This is a genomic window from Enterobacter cloacae complex sp. ECL352 (genome assembly GCF_020149545.1).
GTDB classification, from domain to species: Bacteria; Pseudomonadota; Gammaproteobacteria; order Enterobacterales; family Enterobacteriaceae; genus Enterobacter; species Enterobacter asburiae_B.
Map to the genome: position 1 here is coordinate 3,498,620 of NZ_CP083709.1, position 18,821 is coordinate 3,517,440.

Consider the following 18,821-nt stretch of genomic DNA (forward strand, 5'->3'; position numbering starts at 1 on the left):
TAGACAACTACTTAGGCATCAGGACGGTATCGATCACATCGATCACGCCATTTTTCTGATGGACGTCATAGGTGCTGATATTCGCCACGTTACCTTTACCATCCTTGAGCTGAATATTGTGCGGGCCGTTACTCATGATCCACAGCGGTTGACCGTTAACGGTTTTCAGCTCCGCGTGGCCGCCGCCCTGTTTAATTTTCTGCTCCAGCGCTCTCATATCGTAATTACCCGCAACCACGTGATAGGTCAGGATACTGGTGAGCAGCGCTTTATTTTCCGGCTTCACCAGATTGTCCACCGTACCCGCAGGCAATTTTGCAAACGCCGCATCGGTGGGCGCAAAAACGGTGAAGGGCCCTTTGCTCTGCAGCGTATCCACCAGCCCGGCCGCTTTAACCGCCGCCACCAGCGTCGTGTGATCTTTAGAGTTCACGGCGTTTTCAACAATGTTTTTGCTCGGGAACATTTCCGCTCCGCCCACCATCACGGAGCCTGACGTCATGGCTGCTGATGCGCCTGCACAGAAGAGTAAAGCGCTGGATACGAATGCAACACTGAGTAGCTTTTTCATCATTTATCCTCGGATTAAGGAGCAAAGGCGTTGCTCACATACTCACATACGAGGGCAGGGGGGAAACTGGATGCAGGCAAATGAAAATAAATTTTGGGCGGGGTAGGTTAATCCCCTCTCCCCTATGGGGCTGAGGGGGCCCCACAAAGTAATGCCAGCCCGGAACAGTCCCCTCGCCCCTCCGGGGAGAGGGTTAGGGTGAGGGGAACATACAGCTGTAGTGGTCATTCCGTTCACTTTATGTTCCTTGCTACTCTGTAACCCCGTAACCGGTGAACGTGCCAGGGTGGCTCAGTCGCCACTACCCTGGCGACCCGTGCTCCCGGCGGTAAATCGCCGCTTCGCGGTCCCTTCGGCTTATTCCTTCCGGCTTATCGGGGACGGGCGGAGGTAACGTCCCTGTAAAGCCCGCCCTCTCGGCGCATCCATGCGCCTCGCCCCGGCCGGAAGGCAAACGCCTCAGCGATTTACAGCCGGACCAGGGCATCGCTGAAAGGCTTAAGTCGTTCTTAAACAACGTTATTGCTGCTGCTTAAAAATTACTGGGGATCCTTCAGCCTATGGGGAGAGGGCCAGGGTAAAGGGAAATACCCTCAGCGTCTTACCGGCGCCCCGTTCGCCACGTAATACGCCGCCGTGCTCTTCGCCAGCGGCTCGAGCCCGCGAATGGCGTCGGCAATCTTCTCGCCAATCATAATAGTGGTGGCGTTCAGGTTGCCGGTGATGATCTGCGGCATGATCGACGCATCCACGACGCGCAGCCCTTCCAGCCCGTGAACGCGGCCTTCGCCGTCGACCACCGCCATCTCGTCGTAACCCATCTTGCAGGTGCCGCACGGGTGGAAGGCGGTTTCGGCGTGGTTACGCACGAATTCGTCCAGCTGCTCGTCGGTCTGGCATTCGATACCCGGGCTGATTTCGCGACCGCGATATTTGTCCAGCGCAGGCTGGTGCATGATCTCGCGGGTGATGCGGATTGCGTCGCGGAACTCCTGCCAGTCCTGCTCGTGTGACATATAGTTGAACAGAATCGCCGGATGCTGGTGCGGATCGCGCGACTTGATGCGCACGTGGCCGCGGCTCGGGGAGCGCATGGAGCCGACGTGGCACTGGAAGCCGTGCTCTTTTACCGCGTTCGAACCGTTATAGTTAATCGCTACCGGCAGGAAGTGGTACTGAATGTTTGGCCATTCAAACTCTTCGCGGCTGCGGATAAACCCGCCCGCTTCGAAGTGGTTGCTCGCGCCCACGCCGGTGCCGCCAAACAGCCACTCGGCGCCAATCTTCGGCTGGTTCCACCACTGCAGGGCAGGGTAGAGGGAGACTGGCTCTTTGCATTCGTACTGGAGGTACATCTCCAGGTGATCCTGCAGGTTTTCGCCCACGCCGGGCAGGTCGTGCACCAGCGGAATATCAAACTGCTTCAGAAGCTCTGCGCTGCCCACGCCGGAGCGCTGGAGGATCTGCGGGGAGGCAATGGCCCCCGCGCACAGCAGCACCTCTTTGTTCGCCGTCGCTCTGGTTGGGATAGTGCTTTCGCCTTCCAGCCACTCGACGCCTACCGCGCGTTTTCCGTCAAAGATAATGCGATCGGTCATGGCGTGGGTGCGGATGGTCAGGTTCGGGCGCTTTTTGGCCTGGTCAAGATAGCCGCGCGCGGTGCTGGCGCGTCGGCCCTGCGGCGTGACCGTGCGGTCCATCGGGCCGAAGCCTTCCTGCTGATAGCCGTTGAGATCGTCTGTGCGCGGGTAGCCCGCCTGCACGCCGGCTTCCACCATTGCTTCAAACAGCGGGTTCACGCCCGGCTTCGAGGTGGTGACGCTCACCGGACCGTCGCCGCCGTGGTAGTCGTTCGGCCCCACGTCGCGCGTCTCCGCCTTGCGGTAGTAGGGCAGGCAGTTGAGGTAGCTCCAGTGCTCCAGACCCGGCTCTTTGGCCCAGTGGTCGAGGTCCATCGCGTTACCGCGGATGTAGCACATGCCGTTGATCAGCGACGAGCCGCCCAGCCCTTTGCCGCGCCCGCACTCCATGCGGCGGTTGTTCATGTACGGCTCTGGCTCGGTTTCATACGCCCAGTTGTAGCGCTTGCCCTGCAGCGGGAACGCCAGCGCGGCGGGCATCTGGGTGCGGAAGTCAAAGCGGTAGTCCGGCCCGCCCGCCTCAAGCAGCAGGACGGTGGTATTCGGATCTTCAGTCAGTCGCGTTGCCAGTACGTTGCCGGCAGAGCCGGCCCCGATAATGATGTAGTCAAATTGCAAATAAACCTCCCGGTTAAAATATGGACTGGAATTTACCCATCTCAACCTGGATGGACTTCACCTGGGTGTAGCTCTGCAGCGTCATGACGCCGTTCTCGCGGCCAATGCCGGAGTGTTTGTAGCCGCCAACCGGCATCTCTGCGGCGGATTCACCCCAGGTGTTGATCCAGCAGATGCCCGCTTCGAGCTGATGAATGGCGCCGTGCGCGCGGTTCAGGTCGGCAGTGACGATGCCCGCGGCCAGGCCGTAGTCGGTGTCGTTGGCGCGGCGGATCGCTTCTTCTTCACTTTCATAGGTGAGGATGGACATCACCGGGCCGAAGATCTCTTCGCGCACGATGGTCATCTCGTCGGTGCAGTCGGTGAACACGGTCGGGGCGACCCACGCGCCGTTGTCGAAGCCTTCGCCCTTCAGCACGTCGCCGCCGCACAGCACGCGCGCGCCTTCCTCTTTGCCTTTGGCGATGTAGCGCAGCACGCTGTCGCGGTGCGGGAAGCTGACCATCGGGCCAAAGTTGTTGCGTTCATCGAACAGATCGCCCGCGCGGATGCGGCCCACGCGCTCGACGATTTTCTGCTCAAACGCGGCCTTGAATTTCGCGGGTACGAACACGCGGGTGCCGTTGGTGCACACCTGGCCGGAGCTGAAGAAGTTCGCCATCATGGCGATGTCCGCCGCGAGATCCAGATCGGCGTCGTCGAAAATAATCAGCGGGGATTTGCCGCCCAGCTCCATCGTCACCTCTTTCAGGGAGGAGGCAGCCGAGTTGGCCATCACCTTTTTGCCGCTGGCGACGCCGCCGGTGAAGGAGACTTTGGCGATGCCCGGATGCTCGGTCAGGTACTGGCCGGTCTCCGCGCCCACGCCCGGCAGGACGTTAAACACGCCGTCCGGCAGACCCGCTTCGGTGTAGATTTCGGCAAGCTTCAGGGCGGTGAGCGGGGTGACCTCGCTCGGCTTGAAGATCATCGCGTTGCCCGCCGCCAGCGCCGGGGCCGATTTCCACAGGGCGATCTGGATCGGGTAGTTCCACGCCCCGATGCCCGCCACCACGCCCAGCGGCTCGCGGCGGGTGTAGACGAATGAGGTCTCACGCAGCGGGATCTGGCTGCCTTCCAGCGCCGGGATCAGCCCCGCGTAGTACTCCAGCACGTCCGCGCCGGTGACGATGTCGACGGTGGAGGTTTCGGAATACGCTTTACCGGTGTCGAGGGTTTCCAGCTTCGCCAGCTCGTCGTTGCGCTCGCGCAGGATATCAACGGCGCGACGCAGAACGCGCGAGCGCTCCATGGCGGTCATCGCTGCCCAGATTTTTTGCCCGCGTTTTGCGCTTTCCACGGCGCGGTCGACGTCTTCGCGCCCGGCGGCCTGTACGCTCGCCAGAACTTCACCGTTGGCCGGGTTGATGGTCTCGAAGGTGCGACCGCTGGTGGCGGAGGTATAACCACCATTGATATAAAGCTGCTGTTCTGCCATTCGGGACATAAATTCTCCTCGGTTATTCGGTCGGTAAATGCTGGCTGATAAAGTGGCTGGTGAGCGACTGCGCCAGGGGCTTATCCAGCGGCTTGCCGCTCAGCGCGGCGCGCAGCCACAGCCCGTCGATCAGGGCCGCCAGGCCGTAGCCCGCCTCTTCGGCCTGTTCGCGCGGCAGCTCACGGCGGAACTCGTACACCAGGTTTGACAATAAACGACGGCTGCTCACCTGCTGCAGGCGGTAGAGCATCGGCTGGTGCATGCTGCTCGCCCAGAAGGCCAGCCAGGCCTTCATTGCCGCGCCGCTGGTCTGGGTTTCATCGAAATTGCCGCCGACAATTGCCTGCAGGCGCTGCTCCGCGCTGGCGCCCGGCAGGGCGCGTAAGCGGCTCAAAACCGCGTCGCGCAGCTGGCCGGTGATGTCGCGCATGGTCGCTTCCAGCAGACCGTTTTTGTCTTTGAAGTAGTGACTGATGATCCCCGTGGAAACGCCCGCCCGACGGGCGATCTGCGCGATCGTCGCATCGTGCATTCCCACTTCATTTATTGCTTCCAGCGTGGCGTCGATAAGCTGCCTGCGCCGGATCGGCTGCATCCCCACTTTGGGCATTTTTGCCACTCCATTCATCAGCGTTGGTAATACATTAAAGCGGTTTTTGATTGGACGTTCAATATAAAATGTGTCTTAATTGTTGCGGATTTGGATTTCAATAGTTACAAAAACAGTGGGGATACTGGATGACAGACCTTTCACAAGACAGAGAAAAAGACAAAATCAACCCGGTCGTTTTTTATACTTCCGCCGGGCTGATTTTGTTGTTTTCCCTGACGACCATCTTCTTTCGTGATTTTTCTGCCGAGTGGATTGGGCGCACCCTGAACTGGGTGTCGAAGACCTTCGGCTGGTACTATCTGCTGGCCGCGACGCTCTATATCGTCTTCGTGGTCTGCATTGCCTGCTCGCGCTTTGGTTCCGTGAAGCTCGGGCCTGAGCAGTCCAAGCCCGAATTCAGCCTGCTGAGCTGGGCCGCGATGCTGTTTGCCGCGGGCATCGGCATTGACCTGATGTTCTTCTCCGTGGCGGAACCGGTCACGCAGTATATGCAGCCGCCGGAAGAGGCAGGGCAGACGATGGAGGCCGCGCGCCAGGCGATGGTCTGGACGCTGTTCCACTACGGCCTGACGGGCTGGTCGATGTACGCCCTGATGGGCATGGCGCTCGGATACTTTAGCTATCGTTATAATTTGCCTCTCACCATCCGCTCCGCGCTGTACCCGATCTTCGGTAAAAAGATTAACGGGCCGATTGGCCACAGCGTCGATATCGCGGCGGTGATCGGCACCATCTTTGGTATTGCGACGACGCTCGGGATTGGCGTGGTGCAGCTCAACTACGGGCTGAGCGTGCTGTTTGATATCCCGGATTCGATGGCGGCCAAAGCGGCGCTGATAGCGCTGTCGGTGATTATCGCCACCATTTCGGTGACGTCGGGCGTGGATAAGGGCATCCGCGTGCTCTCCGAGCTGAACGTGGCGCTGGCGCTGGGCCTGATCCTGTTCGTGCTGTTTATGGGCGATACCTCGTTCCTGCTCAATGCCCTAGTGCTCAACGTGGGCGACTACGTAAACCGCTTTATGGGCATGACGCTGAACAGCTTCGCTTTCGACCGTCCGGTGGAGTGGATGAACAGCTGGACGCTGTTCTTCTGGGCGTGGTGGGTGGCGTGGTCGCCGTTTGTCGGCCTGTTCCTGGCGCGTATTTCGCGTGGCCGCACCATCCGCCAGTTCGTGATGGGCACGCTGATAATCCCGTTCACCTTTACCCTGCTGTGGCTGTCGATTTTCGGCAACAGCGCGCTGCATGAGATCATCCACGGCAATGCCACCTTCGCGCAGGAAGCGATGGCGCACCCGGAGCGCGGCTTCTACAGCCTGCTGGCGCAGTACCCGGCGTTTACCTTTAGCGCCTCCGTGGCGACCATCACCGGCCTGCTGTTCTACGTCACCTCGGCGGATTCCGGCGCGCTGGTGCTGGGTAACTTCACCTCGAAGCTCAAAGATATCAACAGCGATGCGCCGAACTGGCTGCGCATCTTCTGGTCCGTCGCCATCGGCCTGCTGACGCTCGGCATGCTGATGACCAACGGCATTTCGGCGTTGCAGAACACCACGGTGATCATGGGCCTGCCGTTCAGCTTCGTCATCTTCTTCGTGATGGCCGGGCTGTATAAATCGCTCAAGGTGGAAGACTATCGCCGCGTCAGCGCCAGCCGCGACACCGCGCCGCGTCCGATGGGCGCGCAGGACAGGCTGAGCTGGAAGAAACGTCTCTCGCGCCTGATGAATTACCCGGGCACGCGCTACACCAAACAGATGATGGAGACGGTCTGCTTCCCGGCGATGGAAGAGGTTGCGCAGGAGCTGAAGCTGCGTGGAGCCTACGTGGAGCTGAAAAACCTGCCGCCGGAGGAGGGCGAGACCCTGGGGCACCTGGATCTGCTGGTGCACATGGGCGACGAGCAGAACTTTGTTTATCAGATCTGGCCGCAGCAGTATTCGGTACCCGGGTTTACCTACCGGGCGCGCAGCGGGAAATCGACCTACTACCGGCTTGAGACCTTCCTGCTGGAAGGGAGCCAGGGGAATGATTTGATGGACTACAGCAAGGAGCAGGTGATTACGGACATTCTGGACCAGTATGAACGGCACCTGAACTTTATCCATCTGCACAGGGAAGCGCCGGGAAATAGCGTGATGTTCCCGGATGTTTGAGGCTTGATCTGATAATAGTGCATGAAAGTTGCGGGGCCAGATTGTTATGAATCTGGCCCCGCACTTTCAAATAGTGCTTATTATATCTCTAACTTGGGGTGTACTATGTACTCCTTTATGTTTTTCCTAGGTATAGAATGAGCATCTATGATGAACTGAAATCTTCGCTTGAAGAGGCTTTTGAGATCCATAGCGGAAGGAAAGAAGCTTCGAGAGTAACTCGCTATGAAGTTGCAGATGTTCGCGCAATCAGAGAACAGCTCAATGTCACGCAAAGTGAGATGGCGAAGGCGCTTGGCACGAGCGTTGATACGATAAAAAGCTGGGAGTCTAAACGCCGTAACCCAACGGGATTGGCGGCGAAAGTGCTGAATGTGATTCGGGAGAATCCTGCCTTTTTCAGAGCGCTTGCTGGGCAGTGATATTACAGCATCAAATTTTTCAGATGTTATTGGAATCTTTTGGATGCTAGATGTAATGCAATAATTGATAGTCTCGCGAGAGATAAGAATTTTTATATAGATTTCATTAATAGATTAATGATCTGGTTCAAGAAAAAACTGCCATTTTAGGCATATAACGTCCTGGCAGACATTTTTGCTGCGATCAAATGAGGATGAAAATATGCCAGCTTATTCTAATAAAGGTGGTGATTCTGGCGTGGTTTTTTATGAAACAACCCATGATTCAATTATAGTTCGATTCAGCGATGGAATGAATTACGTTTACGATTCTGTCAAACCGGGCGCTGCAAGTGTAAGCAAGTTGAAAGAACTCGCCTCAGCAGGGCAGGGACTGAACAGTTACATCAATACAGTAATCAAAACAAATTACTCTCGTAAGTATCGTTAGTTAAGCGCAGGGGGTGATAGTAATATCACCCTCTATTTGATCGTTACCTTGACTCGGGTTATTTTTGGGTTTTGATATATTCGCTGTGGTAATGTTAAATCGGATATATATTAACTTTTCTCGAGCTATCTCGCATTTTCCACACAACCTTCATTATTAATCCCCTGTGTATTTATCCATGGCTATATAATAGTGGCTGTTAACCTAACAATTGAGTTCTGAAGCATAAGTAAAAAAGTAAGAAAAGGAATCGCGGTACAAAGGTGTGCGACCACCTCCATACCGCTAACCACAAACAACTAAACAGGAGTTGATTATGGCTGCGAAGAATTCTATGCCAGAGCGGGCTATTGCCCAAACAGAAAATGCAGATCTAGAGATTCAGCAAGAAAATCGCGAGAAGCTACGCAAAAAACGCATCCGGGCGTTGCATGACGAGCCGGTTCACTCTGCGTATCTTCATGAAAGAGGAGAGGCGGGTTCCGCCTGTGTTGAACTTTATACCCGAATGGAGCGAAACTATCTGCCGTTAACCGGCGCGTGGTTAACCCGCGCAGGGTTTAAAGCAGGAATAGCCGTGAAGATCCGCGTGATGCCGGATTGTATTGTGATTACGCCGCAAAATTCCCGTGAGCTGTGGGGCTGTCTGGAAGGCGTCAGCGCAACGTATACAAATAAGCTGAAAATGATGAAGTGGCTGGAGACGTTTCCGGGAGCGTTAATTGATACGGGGGATTTGCCAGTGAACGAAAGTGGAAAAGGGGAGCGGTAAACATCACGAGGCGATCCTGGGAATGCCAGGATCGCGCTTTGAGCAACCACATATATTAATATTTTATTAGATCAATCAGGATAGTTATGCTCTAGTTTTTTCTTTCTGCGCAGGTTTCATCCATAAATCATCATAAATAATATTGCCCTTGAGATAATTCCATTGAATACCACGGAATCGTAAGCCTACCACTTCATGCATGTTAGGCGCAGAGCTGCCCGGATAGTATACATGCGTGAAATCCAGAGATGAAATTACCACGCTATCAAGTGTGATGGTGTAGATCTCTGTTTCCGCTCCCGCTTCAACAATTTCATAATATTTAATAATTGCTTTTTGCAGGCGTCTTCCTTCGCAAGCGACAACAGCAAGATAAGGACTCACTTTATCTAATTGCTTATGCAGAGTAACCGGACCATGCTGTCTTGTTCCGGTCATATTTCCGGTATGGCTATCGACGGCTTGTTTTATGCCGTAACTGCTGTTCATGATTTCTATAGCACCTTCTCGACCTGGCATCATACAGTCGCCCTGTATGAGCATTCCGTGCTCATCGTAGAGAAATAGGTAAGCGGGTAGTGACATTATCATTCTCCTAAATTTATTAGCTTGCCATTTTTATCGATATCGAACTGATGTACATATTCTTTGCCATTTAAGCCGTAGTGAATTACGTAAGTATGTTCATACTCCCATTTAATATTCATACAAGTATCAGGATAGGAAGCGTTTAAATCACCGTATCCGGATCCCGTCACTATGCTTATCTGATGGGCTTTGCTTGAATAAATTGTATAATATTTCAAAATGTCATTTTTATTTATGCTGAAACAAATATAATTGCCGTTAATAAAAGTTAGTCGTGTTTTGGGGGCTCGTTTACCACCAGGACAACCGGTAATTGAAATACACATAGCAATAATAACCAGCAGTTTTTTCATCCGGGAAATCCTTTTAAAACTGTTTTATATTTATTCAGGAGGTAATAGAGCGTTTCTTTAAGATGCAGATCCCGGTATTGTAGTAAACTCTGATTTTTGTCCAGACCAAAATATTTCAATAACCAGTAATCGCTTACAATCGATGCTTGCTGCTCTAACCCATAATGCAATAAATCTACTTTATCTAAGCTATAAGTATAGTCAGCAATACCGGAAAATAATCCTCTGGTCCTGACAAACATCCCCTTTTGTGTTTGCCAGACGTGCATCATCTCATGCATAAATCTATGCTTCTTAACTAAGTCGTCCTCTAAAGAGAAATCAGGTGAATAAGTTTCTTCTCTAAACCACATTTCACCATTGGGACTCATCGCTATATCGACAGGCTGGAGATTAAAAGGAAGATAACCTTCCCTGTGCACCCACACCAGATGATAATGGATACTGTAACCGTAAAGCGTCTTCGCGAGGGCTATCTCACCGATGGTGAGTTGTCGGATACCGCCTGGGTTAATCGGGGTTCCTGAGGTGGGAATAATGCGTTCATTTACCGGCATTATAAATCCATTTAAATTTTATGGTTATTGGGGTTTTATCCTACTCCTGCAGAAATGGAAAAGAAGATTGATATATTCCTAAAAAGTGTTTCTCGCATTGCGAGAAATAAAAGAAGTGAAAGAGTGGCTGAATAAACATTTTCGATGTCTGACGCGCGTTACAGCAAAGTGATGACTTGATTACCATCAAGTAACCAGTGAACTGTAAATAGCGTATTTTCTTTAAACTCAGCCTGTGGGCGGGTCAGGGCCAGCGTAAGTGTTCTTTCATCGAGTGTCATAATACGAGCGCAGTCAAAACCTATATAAGTTTTCACCTGTGGAAAGAGCGCCTTAAACAAACTCTCTTTTGCGCTAAATGCCAGCGTCAGCGCCAGCGCAAAAGGGTAGCCCGAGTGCGTCAGGCATATCGCTTCCTGCGCATCAACGATGCCGTCCTGGATTTCGCGGGCTTCCCGGTCTGGAAGAATGGCTTCGCAATCAATACCCACCAGCGCATCTGGATGACGGACGACAACCGCCATCGCCTGCGCGCCGCTGTGGGTGATGCTCCCCGAAACTCCTTCCGGCCAGAGCGGTTCGCCGCTGGGGCCGATGCCGGGGATCGCGCGTTCATTTATCGCGCCGAGCGCATGCGCGGCGGCGATGCGGCCTGCCAGATGCTCGGCTTTGCGTTTGCGTCCGGCGTTTGCAAGCTCAGCGTGGTGGGGGAGCCAGAGAAGGTCGGCGCCGGTGAAGGTGGTGGGGTCGAAGGTGACGTTGTGGACGGTGTGGCCGGCAATAATGAACGTGGTGTGGGTTGTGTGCATGTTTTTCCCTTCAGAATTGTGCGGCCTGATGCCCTCACCCCGGCCCTCTCCCACGGGGAGAGGGGGGAGTTACTGCCTGAATCAGAAACGCGTATTCACGCTCATGTACCAGGTGCGGCCCGGCTCATTATACGTATACGCTCCCGCACCGTACATATATGCACCGGTGGTGGAATTTCCGGTCGTCTGGGCATTACCCGCGCGCCACTGGCGTTTGTCGAAGACGTTATCCACGCCGCCGGTCAGGCTGACGTTTTTGGTCATGTCCCAGGTCGCGCTCAGGCCAACGATGCTGTACGGACTGATTTCGTCTTTCTCAGACCCGGTCACCGGCTGACCTTTGTAGTTGTACTTCTTCGGCTGCTGCTTGCCGTACCAGGTAAAGGTCGACTGAAGCGACACGTCCTGATGAACCTGCCAGCTCAGGGTCGAGTTCAGCGTGTACTCCGGAATGATCGACAGACGGTCGCCGGTCTCCTTGTTTTTGCTCTGCAGCATCCAGGTGATGTTGTTGGTCCAGTTGATCGTGTCGCTGACCGGCACGTTCAGGGAGCCTTCCAGCCCTTCGACGACCGCTTTCGGAACGTTTTCCCACTGGTAGATATCCGTCTGCACTTTACCGGAAGAGGTGTGACCGATCGGCGCGTAGCCCGCTTCAATCTTGTCGCGATAGTCGTTGCGGAACCAGGTCACGCCCGCCAGCCAGCCGTCGCGTTTCCACTCCAGACCAATCTCTTTATTGATGCTGGTTTCCGCTTTCAGGTCGTCGTTGCCCATCATGTAGCAGCCCACGCCGTCGGAGCTGGCGTAGCAGCCCTGGCCTTTGCTGTAGAGCAGGTAGTTCGGGTTGGTCTGGTACAGGCTCGGCGCTTTATAGGCGCGCGCGATCCCCATCTTCAGCGTGAAGTCATCGCCCAGACCTTGCGACAGGTTCAGGGACGGGCTCCAGTTGTTGCCGACGATAGTGTGGTGATCGAAGCGCAGGGCAGGGGTCAGCATAGTGCTGTCGGTCAGCTCCATGTTGTTTTCGGCGAACAGGGATAAAATCTCCGCCGAGGTGTACGGGCTGCGGTCGTTTGTCATGCCCGGAATGGTGCCGCCCTGCAGGGTTTGCGTGAAGGAGGTGGAGTCCTTCATGCGCTGCTGGTTCCACTCGGTGCCCAGGGTCAGGTTCTGGTTGACGAGGAAATCAATCGGCAGGTTGATCTCGCTGTGCAGCATCACGTCGGCCAGGTCGGTGTCGGTGAATTTATTGCTGTTGAACAAGCCTTCCGTACCGCCCGCCAGACCTTCGCCCAGGCGGGAGTTGCGGGTGTGTTCGTACTGTGCCCAGCTGCTGGTGGTGATGCCGTTATCCCAGCCGCCGTTCCAGGTCACCGCGAAGTTCTGGCGGTAGATACGGTTAGTCTCTTTGCCGTAGTTCTTCTTCACCAGCGCGCTGTCGTTGTTGGTGTTCTGCGTGTCGCCCGCGTAGAGGTTGTTCTGGCGGCTGTAGCCCGCTTCGAACTCCAGGGACTGCATAGGCGCGAAGTCCCACCGCACCACGCCGTTGATGTCCTTGTTCTCCACGCCCTCACGGCCAGCCGGCAGGGTGTTGGCGTAGGCACCGGTACGATCGGACTGGTGGCCCTGGTTGATGTCCCACGCGTCGGCCTGGGTTTTATCGAGGTTACCGAACATGCGGAAGCTGAAGTCGCCGCCCAGCGGGCCGCTCAGGCTGAAGTTGGTGCGCCTGGTGGAACCTTCGTCCTTATGTTCTGGCGCGTTCAGGTAGGTGTTCCAGGAGCCGTGCCACTGGTCGTCGAATTTTTTGGTGATGATGTTCACCACGCCGCCTGCCGCACCGTTGCCGTAGCGCGCGGCTGCCGGACCGCGGATCACTTCGATACGCTCGATCATCTCCGGCGGCACCCAGCCAGTATCGCCGCGGGTGTCACGCTCGCCGCGCCAGCCCAGACGAATAGAGTTGCGGCTGGTGACCGGCTTGCCGTCGATCAGGATCAGGGTGTTTTCCGGGCCCATGCCGCGAATGTCAATCTGACGGTTGTTTCCGCGCTGGCCGCTGGTGGAGTTCCCGGTGAGGTTAACGCCCGGCATGGTGCGGATGATTTCCGCCACGTCGCGCGCGGGCGGGTTTTTGCGGATCTCGTCGGCGGTGATGGTCGACACGCCCGGCGCCTGTAAATTCTGCTCGGCGGCGGTGATCACCATCGTATCTTCGTGCTGCGCAGAGGCGGTGTTGTCGTCTGCCATGGCGGGCAGCGCGACACCATAAATCCCTAAATTGACCAGCAAGGCCAGAGAGTGAATCTTCTTATTCATTGTACGTCCCGCTTTTATGGTTATTTAATGAGCGCGCTTCCCACAGCGCGGGCATTACGCTATTGCAAATGCAAATAGTTATCAATAATATTATCAATAAAATTTGCTCTGAAACAAAAAAGACTGTGAAACATGGGGTTATAAGGGTGACGACGTTAACAACCGGAAGTGAAGCGTGGTGGCAGTCGAAAAACGGACCTGAATGGGAACGTCAGAAGGAGAAGTGTCGCGTCACCTTCTGGTGGCGGGATCCGGCAGGAACGCAGAAAACCTCATTGGTCAAACGCGTCTGGCTCTACGTTACCGGCGTGACCGATCACCATCAAAATGCCCGCCCGCAGTCCCTCGAGCGCATTCCTGATACCGACGTTTGGCAGTGGCAGGGCGAATTCAGCCCCGAGTGGCGCGGGAGCTACTGTTTTATCCCTTCTGTAAATGAAAACGATTTTGCCGATACCGTGTTTGAAGGCGAACTGCCGGACCGCATGGCGCTGCGCGAAGGCTGGCGCAGGCTGCTGCCGCACGCGGTTTCCGACCCGCTGAATCGGCAGAGCTGGCGCGGCGGGCGCGGTCATGCCGTTTCGGCGCTGGAGATGCCGGACGCGCCCGTTCAGCCCGGCTGGGACCGTCCCGATACGCCGTATCAGCCGCCGGTCTGCATCGAGTGGAACAGCGAGCGTCTCAACAACCGTCGCCGCGTGTGGATTTTTACCACCGGGGATGACGGCCCCGAGCGCCCGCTGGCGGTGCTGCTCGACGGGCAGTTCTGGGCCGAAAGCATGCCCGTCTGGCCTGCGCTGACGTCGCTCACCACCGGGCGCCAACTGCCCCCTGCGGTCTACGTATTAATCGATGCGATCGACATGGAACACCGCAACCGCGAATTGCCCTGTAACCCCGATTTCTGGCTGGCGGTACAGGAAGAACTTCTCCCTCTTGTAAAACATCTCGCCCCCTTCAGCGACCGCGCCGACCGTACCGTGGTGGCGGGCCAGAGCTTTGGCGGACTCTCTTCGCTTTATGCTGGCCTCAGCTGGCCGCAGCGGTTTGGCTGCGTGCTGAGCCAGTCCGGCTCGTACTGGTGGCCGCACCGCGGTGGGCAGCAGGAAGGGCGCCTCATCGAACAGCTCAGAGCCGGTGAGCTGACCGCGAGCGGGCTGCGTATCGTCCTCGAGGCCGGGCGCAACGAGCCGCTGATTTTCAATGCCAATCAGGCTATTTACGCCGAACTACACGCGCAGCAGCAGGTTACCTGGCGTCAGGTTGACGGCGGACACGATGCGCTTTGCTGGCGCGGTGGGCTGACGCAGGGGCTGATGACCCTCTGGCAGCCGCTCATTCAATAACGGAGTCTGTATGGAATTCAGCAATCCTTTCGATAATCCGCAGGGACAGTTCGCCATTTTGCAAAACGACCGTGGGCAGTACAGCCTGTGGCCGCAGCAGTGCGAACTGCCGGCGGGGTGGCGCGTGGTGTGCGAAGCGCAGTCTCAGGAGGCGTGCCAGCAGTGGCTGGCCGGGCACTGGCGCACGCTTGAACCGTCCCATTTTGCGGAGGGGAGCGCATGAACCGTCTTCCTCTCGTCGCCGCCCAGCCGGGTATCTGGATGGCGGAACAGCTTTCTTCCCTGCCAAACGCCTGGAGCGTGGCGCACTACACCGAGCTGAAAGGCGATATCGACGCGCCGCTGCTGGCAAAAGCCATCGCTGAAGGCATGATGCAGGCCGATACCCTGCGGATGCGTTTTGCCGAGGAGAACGGCGAGGTGTGGCAGTGGGTGGATAACACCTACGTTCTGCCGGAGCCGTCCATCGTTCGCGTTGCCTCTCACGAAGATGCCGTGGCGCTGATGGAGGCCGATCTCAATCAAAACCTGCGCGTCGACAGCGGTCAGCCGCTGGCGTTTCACCAGCTGATTCAGGTGGGTGAAAGCCACTGGTACTGGTATCAGCGCTATCACCATCTGGTGGTGGATGGCTTCAGCTTCCCGGCCATTACCAGCCAGATCGCCGCGATTTACGCCGCGTGGAAAAAGGATGAATCGACTCCTGACTCCCCGTTTACGCCATTTGCCGAAGTGGTGGAAGAGTATCAGCGCTATCGCGACAGCGAGGCGTATCAGCGCGACGGCGCCTTCTGGGCGGAGCAGCGCAGGCAGCTTCCTTCTCCGGTCTCGCTCTCTTCCGCGCCGCTGCCGGGACGCGCCGCCACTACCGATATTCTGCGCCTCAAAATCGCCGCCGACGGTCGCGCCTTTAGCCAGCTTGCGCAGGCGGCAGGGCAGGCGCAGCGTACCGATCTGGCTATTGCGCTGGTGGCGCTGTGGCTGGGCCGCCTGACCGGAAGGCTGGACTACGCCGCCGGGTTTATCTTTATGCGACGCATGGGCTCCGCCGCGCTGACCGCGACCGGGCCGGTGCTCAACGTCCTGCCGCTGGCGGTGAATATCAACCCGCAGGAGAGCCTGCCGGAGCTGGCGCTACGCCTGGCCAACCAGCTGAAAAAAATGCGCCGCCACCAGCGCTACGACGCCGAGCAGATCGTGCGCGACAGCGGGCGTGCCGCAGGCGAAGAAGCCCTGTTTGGCCCGGTGCTGAACGTGAAGGTGTTTGATTATCAGCTGGATATCGACGGCGTGGAGGCCATCACCCACACGCTGGCCACAGGCCCGGTGAACGACCTTGAGCTGGCGCTGTTCCCGGACGAACAGGGCGGATTGAGTATTGAGATCCTCGCCAGTAAGCAGCGTTACGATGAGGCGACGCTTTCCCGTCACGTCGCGCGCCTGAACGCGATGCTGATGCAGTTTGCGGCCAACCCGGACCTGCGCTGCGGCGAAGTGGAAACCGTTTCAGAGCAGGAATACCAGAGGCTTGCGCGCATCAACGATACCGGGCTGGCGCTGCCGGCCACCACGCTGGCGGATCTGGTGGCGGAGCAGGCGAGCAAAACGCCGGACGCCCCCGCGCTGGCGGACGCGCATATTGAGCTCAGCTACCGCCAGATGCGCGAGCAGGTGGTGGCGCTGGCAAACCTGCTGCGCGCGCGCGGCGTGAAGCCGGGCGACAGCGTGGCGGTGGCCCTGCCGCGCTCGGTGTTCCTGACGCTGGCGCTGCACGGCATCGTCGAGGCCGGCGCCGCGTGGCTGCCGCTCGACACCGGCTACCCGGACGACCGCCTGCGGATGATGCTGGAAGACGCGAAGCCATCCCTGCTCATTACCACCGACGAGCAGCTTCCGCGCTTTAGCGATCTGCCGATTACTGCCTTTAGTTACAACACCCTTTTACCGGCTGCGGATGTAAAACCGCTGCGACTGGCGAAGCCGGAGCAGACGGCGTACATCATCTTTACCTCCGGTTCGACGGGGCGTCCGAAAGGGGTGATGGTTGGCCATACCGCCATCGTTAACCGCCTGAAGTGGATGCAGGACCACTACCCGCTGGACGCGACGGACGTGGTGGCGCAGAAAACGCCGTGCAGCTTTGACGTGTCGGTGTGGGAGTTCTGGTGGCCGTTTATCGCCGGGGCGAAGCTGGTGATGGCCGAGCCGGACGCGCACCGCGATCCGCAGGCGATGCAGAGCTTCTTCGCGCAGTACGGCGTGACTACTACCCACTTCGTGCCGTCGATGCTGGCGGCGTTTGTCGCCTCGCTGACGCCGGAAAACGTCGACTGCTGCAGAACGCTTAAGCAGGTGTTCTGCAGCGGCGAAGCGCTGCCGACCGGGCTGTGCCGCGAGTGGGAGCAGCTCACCCGTGCGCCGCTGCACAACCTGTATGGCCCAACCGAAGCGGCGGTTGACGTCAGCTGGTATCCGGCGTTTGGCCCCGAGCTGGCGGCGGTGCAAGGCAACAGCGTGCCGATCGGCTTCCCGGTGTGGAACACGGGGCTGCGCATTCTGGATGCGATGATGCGCCCGGTGCCGTTTGGCGTGGCGGGGGACCTTTATCTCACCGGGATTCAGCTGGCGCAGGGGTATCTGGGCCGTCCGGAGCTCACCGCCAGCCGCTTTATTGCCGACCCGTTCGCCCCGGGCGAGCGGATGTACCGTACCGGCGACGTTGCCCGCTGGCTGGACAACGGCGCGGTGGAATATCTCGGCCGCAGCGATGACCAGTTAAAAATCCGCGGACAGCGCATCGAGCTGGGCGAAATCGACCGGGCGATGCTGTCGCTGCCGGACGTGGCCCAGGCCGTGGCGCACGCCTGCGTGTTCAACCAGGCGGCAGCCACCGGCGGCGATGCCCGCCAGCTGGTGGGGTATGTGGTTTCCGAATCCGGCTTACCGCTGGATCGCGACGCGCTGATGGAAGCACTAAAAGCACAGCTGCCGCCGCACATGGTGCCGGTGGTGCTGCTGCAAATCAGCGCGCTGCCGCTCAGCGCGAACGGCAAGCTGGATCGCAAGGCGCTGCCGCTGCCGGAGCTGACGAGTAAAACCTCCGGACGCGTGCCGGAAAACGAATCCGAAATCGCCGTCGCGCAGGCGTTTTCTGTCCTGCTGGGCTGCGAGGTGAACGATATCGACGCCGATTTCTTTGCCCTCGGCGGACACTCGCTGCTGGCGATGCGCCTGGCGGCACAGCTCAGCCGCACGTTTGGCCGCAGGGTCACGCCGGGGCAGATAATGGTCGCCTCGACGGTGAGCAAGCTCAGCGCGCTGCTGGACTCGCAGATGAGCGACGAGCAGGCGCAGCGACTGGGGTATGAAACCCTTCTTCCGCTGCGCGAAAGCGACGGCCCGACGCTGTTCTGTTTCCACCCGGCGTCCGGCTTTGCCTGGCAGTTTAGCGTCCTGGCACGCTACCTCAGCCCGCGCTGGTCCATCGTCGGCATTCAGTCGCCGCGTCCGGACGGTCCAATGCAGCAGCGTGCGGATCTGGATGGGGTGATTGAGCATCACCTGGCTACGCTGCGTAAACAGCAGCCGCAGGGGCCGTATTACCTGTTCGGCTATTCCCTCGGCGGCACGCTGGCGCAGGGTATTGCCGCCCGTCTGCGCGAGCAGGGTGAAGCGGTGGCCTTCCTCGGCCTGCTGGACACCTGGCCGCCGGAAACCCAGAACTGGTCGGAGAAAGAGGCCAACGGCCTCGACCCCGAGGTGCTGGCGGAAATCGAGCGCGAGCGTCAGGCGTTTATTGCCGCCCAGCAGGGTCAGGGCTCCAGCGAGCTGTTTAACGCTATCGAGGGCAACTACGCCGACGCGGTGCGGCTGCTCACCACGGCGCGCAGCGCGCGCTTTGACGGCAAAGCGACGCTGTTTGTCGCCGAGCGCACGCGAACGATGGATCCGCAGGTCGCCTGGGCGCCGTGGGTGGCGGAGCTTGAGGTGTACAGCCAGGACTGCGCCCACGTGGATATCATTTCACCGCAGGCGTTTGAGAAGATAGGGCCGGTGTTGAGGGAGATATTGGGGTAACGTCAAAAGCGCCTCTCCCACAGGGCGAGGGGAGGGGGTGCTCCCTCTCCCTGTGGGAGAGGGCCGG

General features: G+C 57.8%; 16 protein-coding genes. 7 read left to right on the forward strand and 9 right to left on the reverse strand.

The genetic code is table 11. The annotated features are described in order from the left end of the window. Window positions 1-7: 7 nt before the first annotated feature. From LBF07_RS16965 to betI, 4 genes are all read right to left on the reverse strand, one after another. Window positions 8-571, reverse strand: coding sequence for a fasciclin domain-containing protein (locus tag LBF07_RS16965; protein WP_064673615.1), 564 nt, complete (start codon window positions 569-571; stop codon window positions 8-10). 593 nt (window positions 572-1,164) lie between these two features. Beyond that, on the reverse strand, window positions 1,165-2,829 hold the full coding sequence (gene betA / locus LBF07_RS16970; RefSeq protein ID WP_094934422.1) for a choline dehydrogenase: 1,665 nt from the start codon (window positions 2,827-2,829) through the stop codon (window positions 1,165-1,167). Window positions 2,830-2,842: 13 nt separating this feature from the next. Beyond that, window positions 2,843-4,315 carry a betaine-aldehyde dehydrogenase gene (gene betB / locus LBF07_RS16975; RefSeq protein ID WP_094934421.1) on the reverse strand — a complete coding sequence of 491 codons (1,473 nt, stop codon included), beginning with the start codon at window positions 4,313-4,315 and terminating at the stop codon, window positions 2,843-2,845. A gap of 13 nt (window positions 4,316-4,328) precedes the next feature. Continuing rightward, window positions 4,329-4,916, reverse strand: a complete 588-nt coding sequence (gene betI, locus LBF07_RS16980) for a transcriptional regulator BetI (protein WP_094934420.1) — start codon at window positions 4,914-4,916, stop codon at window positions 4,329-4,331. A 128-nt stretch (window positions 4,917-5,044) separates the two neighbouring features. Between betI and betT the strand changes: the two genes are divergently transcribed. The 4 genes from betT (at window position 5,045) to LBF07_RS17000 (ending at window position 8,702) form a co-directional block, all read left to right on the forward strand. After that, on the forward strand, window positions 5,045-7,078 hold the full coding sequence (gene betT, locus LBF07_RS16985; RefSeq protein ID WP_224435047.1) for a choline BCCT transporter BetT: 2,034 nt from the start codon (window positions 5,045-5,047) through the stop codon (window positions 7,076-7,078). Between the two features lie 137 nt (window positions 7,079-7,215). Beyond that, window positions 7,216-7,500 carry a NadS family protein gene (nadS, locus tag LBF07_RS16990; RefSeq protein ID WP_048975940.1) on the forward strand — a complete coding sequence of 95 codons (285 nt, stop codon included), beginning with the start codon at window positions 7,216-7,218 and terminating at the stop codon, window positions 7,498-7,500. 202 nt (window positions 7,501-7,702) lie between these two features. Beyond that, window positions 7,703-7,930, forward strand: coding sequence for a hypothetical protein (locus LBF07_RS16995; RefSeq protein ID WP_094934418.1), 228 nt, complete (start codon window positions 7,703-7,705; stop codon window positions 7,928-7,930). A 316-nt stretch (window positions 7,931-8,246) separates the two neighbouring features. Beyond that, on the forward strand, window positions 8,247-8,702 hold the full coding sequence (locus LBF07_RS17000; protein ID WP_075203913.1) for a SymE family type I addiction module toxin: 456 nt from the start codon (window positions 8,247-8,249) through the stop codon (window positions 8,700-8,702). 84 nt (window positions 8,703-8,786) lie between these two features. Here LBF07_RS17000 and LBF07_RS17005 read toward each other — a convergent pair whose 3' ends face one another. The 5 genes from LBF07_RS17005 to LBF07_RS17025 all read right to left on the reverse strand — a co-directional run bounded on the left by LBF07_RS17005 (window position 8,787) and on the right by LBF07_RS17025 (window position 13,331). Further along, a complete protein-coding gene (locus LBF07_RS17005; RefSeq protein WP_094934417.1) occupies window positions 8,787-9,287 on the reverse strand; it encodes a type VI secretion system tube protein Hcp in 501 nt (166 codons plus the stop codon). Window positions 9,288-9,289: 2 nt separating this feature from the next. Continuing rightward, window positions 9,290-9,643, reverse strand: a complete 354-nt coding sequence (locus tag LBF07_RS17010; protein WP_094934416.1) for a putative T6SS immunity periplasmic lipoprotein — start codon at window positions 9,641-9,643, stop codon at window positions 9,290-9,292. Beyond that, window positions 9,640-10,200, reverse strand: coding sequence for a type IV secretion protein Rhs (locus tag LBF07_RS17015; protein WP_094934415.1), 561 nt, complete (start codon window positions 10,198-10,200; stop codon window positions 9,640-9,642). The genes LBF07_RS17010 and LBF07_RS17015 overlap by 4 nt, the downstream gene beginning before the upstream one ends. A gap of 158 nt (window positions 10,201-10,358) precedes the next feature. Next, window positions 10,359-11,009 (reverse strand): enterobactin synthase subunit EntD, encoded by a 651-nt coding sequence (gene entD, locus LBF07_RS17020; protein ID WP_094934414.1) that lies wholly within the window; start codon window positions 11,007-11,009, stop codon window positions 10,359-10,361. Window positions 11,010-11,090: 81 nt separating this feature from the next. Then, the gene (locus LBF07_RS17025) at window positions 11,091-13,331 is read right to left on the reverse strand and encodes a TonB-dependent siderophore receptor (protein ID WP_094934413.1); all 2,241 of its coding nucleotides are present in this window, start codon (window positions 13,329-13,331) and stop codon (window positions 11,091-11,093) included. Window positions 13,332-13,477: 146 nt separating this feature from the next. Here LBF07_RS17025 and fes point away from each other — a divergent pair, with 146 nt between their 5' ends. From fes to entF, 3 genes are read left to right on the forward strand one after another with little or no spacing between them, the layout of a single operon-like run. Then, window positions 13,478-14,677, forward strand: coding sequence for an enterochelin esterase (gene fes / locus LBF07_RS17030; RefSeq protein ID WP_094934412.1), 1,200 nt, complete (start codon window positions 13,478-13,480; stop codon window positions 14,675-14,677). Between the two features lie 10 nt (window positions 14,678-14,687). Continuing rightward, complete coding sequence (locus tag LBF07_RS17035) at window positions 14,688-14,900, forward strand: MbtH family protein (protein WP_048980779.1); 213 nt, start codon at window positions 14,688-14,690, stop codon at window positions 14,898-14,900. Continuing rightward, window positions 14,897-18,754, forward strand: coding sequence for an enterobactin non-ribosomal peptide synthetase EntF (entF, locus tag LBF07_RS17040; RefSeq protein ID WP_094934411.1), 3,858 nt, complete (start codon window positions 14,897-14,899; stop codon window positions 18,752-18,754). Before LBF07_RS17035 ends, entF begins: the two co-directional genes overlap by 4 nt. The last annotated feature ends 67 nt before the right edge of the window (window positions 18,755-18,821 follow it).